The organism is Dietzia aerolata, from assembly GCF_014144865.1.
GTDB classification, from domain to species: Bacteria; Actinomycetota; Actinomycetes; order Mycobacteriales; family Mycobacteriaceae; genus Dietzia; species Dietzia aerolata.
Genome location: NZ_JAALDM010000323.1, coordinates 1 through 4,852, shown reverse-complemented (window position 1 = coordinate 4,852; position 4,852 = coordinate 1). Strand labels below are relative to the sequence as shown.

Sequence of the window (4,852 nt, the reverse complement as noted above, 5' to 3'; positions counted from 1 at the left end):
TCGGTGGGAGCCTGCTCCGCGGCGGCTGCCTGGTCCACGCCGCCGCCCTGCTCGGCGTCGGAACCCGCGCCGTCACCGCCGGTGCTGCAGCCCGCCGCGACGAGAACCGCCCCGGCTGCCGCAATTGCCTTGTGCCACTTGCTACTACGCACACGATCTCCTGATCTGTCGGTGGATACGTGGTGTGGTCCGCCGAGGCTACAGATCGGGGTTAAGCAGAGACTGTGCGTGCCGCAAAAGGCCAACTCCGCCCGCGATGTTGACTAGACTCCTAACAGTCCTTTTACGTGTCATTTTCCGTAGACATTCGAGTCGAAGAAATCGGAGTTACTGTGCAGAATCCCGCACGCGCGGCTGGCCTCGGACGGCCCACGCCTGCGGATCGCACACCTGAACCCCAGCGTATTGCGCTGGTCCGCCGCACTCTGCTGGAGTCGCTGTCCGAGCCCGATTCGCTGATCGTGCTCCACGCCGGCTGTTTCGATGACCCGCGCGGCCTGGTCGACACCTGGCTCAAGACCGGGCTCGGGCCCACCCCCGGCGCCGCCGACTCCGACTCCGACTCCAACACCACCGCCGACGCCACGAGGGTCGCCCGCGTTCCCGATCCGCAGCCGGGCATCACGGCGCCGGAGTACTGGTCCGGGCTCCACCAGAGCCTGCACGACCGTCACCCCGGGCACGCCTGTGGGACCGACGAGGAGCCGTTCGACGCTCTCTACAATTGCCTAGCCACGCTGCCGGGACAGTCGCCGGTGCTCCTCATCCTGGACGACCTCCACCTCGTCCCGCAGGCCAGCTCGCGCGTCGAGGAACTGCTCGCCAATCCCCCGTCGGCGGGGCTGCGGATCATCGTCACCACGCACGTGGACGAGGGCTGGTCGGGCCGACTCACCCGCGCCCCGGGTCGACGCTACGTGCCACCCTCGGCGTTTCAGGTGGAGTCCACCGATATCGCCGACCTCCTCCGGAGCATGCGGATCGAGCACGACATCCGCACCCCCGACCTCATCCGCAACTTCTCCGGCGGCCTGTGCACGCTCACCCGCACCGTGTGCGAGGCGCTGCCGGTCGGCGAGTTCGCCGAGCCCCGGCACCTCGCCACCTACATCCCACCGATGATCGACACGGAGGTCGAGCGCGTCATCACCTCCGATCCGGACCTCGCCGCGCGCCGCGTCACCGTCCTCCTGTCGGGGGCCGTGCAACCGCTCACGCGCGAGACCATCGCCCTCGCTGCGGGGGTCGCCGGGGAAGAACAAGATCAGGACGACGACGACAACACCGCGAGCACCAGCCGTTCCGGTTCGTCTGACCCGGTGTCACTCCTGGAGTTTCTCGAACCGGCTGGTCTCGCGCAGGCCACAGAGGACCCGACTGGCAGACAGTGGACCTACCCTGACCTGGTCCGCGACTCGCTGGTACGCATGGCCGGGCGCGACAACCCCGACGAATTGGCTGAGTACCGGAACAGGCTCATCGAATTCTGGCTGAGCACGGACCGCCCCAGCGAAGCGCTCAAGACCGCGGTGGCCGCCGGCGCGTGGAATCAGGCAGTCGACATTCTCAGCGCCCACATCACGACGCTGTTCGCCCGCGACTTCGCCACGGCCGCCCACGACAATTTGTTGCTGGAGATCCCCGAGGAAGTGCTCGCCGATCACCCCGGGTTGACGAAGTTGCGCGCCGTTCAGTCCCGGCTGGAGAAGGCTCGCCTGAACACCGGCGCCTCCCCCGGGCGTCTGGCCGCCCCGGATCCCTCCACACCGTTGAGCGGGGCGAGCCTCCACGAGTACGCACTCGGCATGGCCGGTCGCCGGGCCGATGGGCACTACGCCGAGGCCGCCGACGCCGCGGATCACATCACGGCCGCCATTGAATCCGGGCCCGCGCCCGTGACCGACAAAGACCGTGACGTGGCGGCGTTCCTGTCCATCCACCTGGGGAATTCGTTCCTCCTCGCGGGCCGTTTCGCCGACGCGCTCACGGCATTTCATCGATCCTTCAAGTACGCCGTCGAGCCGTTCATCCAGCGCGACGCGGCGGGGAAACTAGCCCTGACCTATGCCCTGGTGGGCAGGAACGGCGAGGCCACGGAATGGCTGGCAGAGGAGCGTCGCCATCCCGCGCTGCCCACCTCTGCCGAGATGCTCGTCAGGCCCGCCGGGGATGTCGCTGCCGCGCTCCTCGCATCAGACCGGCTCGATCTGGAGAGTGCGCATCACGTTCTCACCGACCTGGGCTCGCCGGAGGACCGCGAGGAGTTCTGGGGCTTCATCCTCTACGCCCGGGCCCGCACCGCGTTGCTGAGCGACAACCCCGGCCACGCACTGCGGTCATTGGTGTCGGAAGCCCTGAGGTTCTCCCGCCAACCTGACGGCGGAGGGGTGACAGAGCCCATGCTCGAGGCCGCGCACGCCGACCTCTTTCTGGCCTGCGACCGCGTCGACGCCGCAGCCGAACTGTGGTCAGGCTCTGCCTTCACACACAGCCCACTCACCGCCGCCTCGCGGGCCCGCACGCTCCTGCTCTCGAATCGACCGGTCGAAGCGATGGAGGTCGTTGCCGCTGCGCTGTCGGACCTGCGCACGATCACCCGCAGCGCCCTTGAGTTGGAGGTCGTGGGCGCAGCCGCAGCCCTGGCGATCGGCGATGTCGACCGTGCCCGCAGGCTTCTCCGCAACTCGCTGGAGGTGTACCGGGCCTCCGGTTCACTGGGCGCGTTCCTGGGTCTTCCCGCGAAGGTAGTGCGCCGCCTCGCGACACTCGCGCCTGAGCTTCCGGCCCCTCTTGTCGATTCGAGGCCGGAGTTCGGGACGCTGACCTTTGCCGCCGTGACGTCGGCAAACGGCACCACCGCCGCCGCACCGGCGCTCACCGAGCGGGAGTTCGCCGTTCTTCGTGACCTGGCCACCAACGCCACGATCCGCGAGATCGCCGAGCAGTCGTACCTGAGCCCGAACACTGTGAAGACGCAGATCAAGAGCCTGTACCGCAAACTCGGCGTCAACTCGCGCGCTGCTGCCGTAACCACCGCGCACAGCTGGAACCTGGTGTAGGCACTGCCCCCGCCGCGAGTCGCGGGCTAGCCCCTTTCTCAGAACCGCAGGATCGCGCCCTCGGCCACATCGCCGGGCAGCTGGTCCACGACGAGCACTGTGCCGGACGTCGCCAGGACGTGACCGACCGCCGCGTCGAGGTCCTCGGGCCCATGGTCGGCGGTGCAGCGGCGTCGGGTGAGCAGCAGGGTGTCGACCCGGCCCTCGCGGGCGGACTGCAGGAGATCGGAACCGCCGCCGGAAGAAGCACGCCCGGCGCCCAGCGCGTCGCCGAACCGTTCGGCCGCCGCCTCGGACCGTGCCCGCAGCGCCGGGTGAACGATCGCCCACGCCCGCTCGTGCAATTCGTCCGGCCGGGCGGTGTCCGGATTGCCGGCGACCACCTCGTCGAGCAGGTGCGGGTAGTTGAGATGGTCGCGTAGCGCGGGCAGGTTCTCGGCCACGGTGGCCACCACCACGGGCCGGCGGTCGTTGGGTTCGAGCGACTCGGCGAGCCCGTGCGCGACCTGGCGCAGGAATTTCTCGACCTGCACGCCCCCGACCTCGGCGCCGGTGCCGTGGCTGTGCATCACGCCCCCGCCGCCGGCGAAGTGTTGCTGCTGGTGCGGCGGTGGCGTGGTCTCGCCTTCGATCTCCTCAAGGGAGGCCGGGATAGTCCCGAGCTCTACCTCACGCATCGTGGAGAAGGTGCCCTCGAACAGGCGGACCTTGTTCTGGCTCAGCGCGAGCAGCAGGAAATCGTCCTGGTGCATCGCGGCCGACACCACCGGCAGCACCGCGAGCCGGTCCCCCACGTGCGTGACCTCCGGGAAGTCGATGGTCAGCCGGAAGGCGCGCCAGAATCCGGGCGCGGCGTACAGCGCCAGTCCGTCGGCGAGGTACTGCCAGTAGTCGTCGTCGGCGAGCAGCGCGACGAGCGGCGCGAGGATCTCCGTGGCCTCGTCGTCGGTCGCGCCGTTTGCCTTGAGTCCGGCCTCCGCGTCCTTGATGAGTGCCTTGGCGCGGATCGCGTTCTCACGGACCTCGGCGCCGGCGCGGGCGGTCGGCATGTAGATCGACACGGCTCGGCCGGTGACGGCCGCCAGTTCGGCCAGATCGGTCGCGGTGATCGAATCAGCTTCAGCAGTGCGGGTGATTTCAGCCATGGCCCGACGCTACGGATCTCCGCCGGGGCGGTGGGCCGGTCGCGAGTGTTCGTTGCGGGGACGTGATCTGCTCGCGCGGCATCGCCCGCCCGATCAGACCGTCCGCCCGATCACGCCGGGCCACCCGCCATCCTGGCTAGCATCACGGACGTGACCGATCAGCCCGTGGCGGGGACCGCCGAGCCGCCGGTGCGCACCGCCCGCATCCTGGCCGCGCTGATGGTGCCGCTGTTCATGGCATTGCTGGCGCTGTCGGTCATCAACGTGGCGCTGCCGGTGATCGGCCGGGACCTGCAGTCCGACACCTCCGGTCTGCAGTGGGTCGTGTCGGGATACGCGCTGGCGTTCGGGCTGCTGCTGGTGCCGTCGGGCCGTCTGGGCGATGCGAGCGGCCGCAAGCGCCTGTTCCTGGCGGGCGTCGCGGTGTTCGTCGTCGGTGCGGTGATCGCGGGGCTGGCGCCGTCGATCGAGATGCTCAACCTCGCGCGACTCCTGCAGGGCGTCGGCTCGGGGATGCTCAACCCGCAGACCTTCGGGCTCATCCAGAAGTATTTCTCGGGCGAGGCCCGGGCGCGTGCGTTCGCGACCATGGCCACCACCGTCTCCGTCGCGACCGCGTCGGGCCCGCTGATCGGCGGCCTGCTCATC

At 69.3% G+C, this 4,852-nt stretch carries 3 protein-coding genes; 2 read left to right on the top strand and 1 reads right to left on the bottom strand.

The genetic code is table 11. The features are described 5' to 3' along the window. The first annotated feature begins 332 nt into the window (after positions 1 to 332). The gene (locus G6016_RS17755) at positions 333 to 3,059 is read left to right on the top strand and encodes a LuxR C-terminal-related transcriptional regulator (RefSeq protein ID WP_182633605.1); all 2,727 of its coding nucleotides are present in this window, start codon (positions 333 to 335) and stop codon (positions 3,057 to 3,059) included. Positions 3,060 to 3,097: 38 nt separating this feature from the next. Here the strand turns inward: G6016_RS17755 and G6016_RS16070 are convergent, their stop codons facing one another. Next, a complete protein-coding gene (locus tag G6016_RS16070; RefSeq protein WP_182633604.1) occupies positions 3,098 to 4,204 on the bottom strand; it encodes a baeRF3 domain-containing protein in 1,107 nt (368 codons plus the stop codon). Between the two features lie 150 nt (positions 4,205 to 4,354). On the opposite strand from G6016_RS16070, the gene G6016_RS16065 reads away from it, so the two are divergent. Next, a partial coding sequence (locus G6016_RS16065; RefSeq protein WP_182633603.1) for an MFS transporter occupies positions 4,355 to 4,852 on the top strand: 498 nt, incomplete at its 3' end.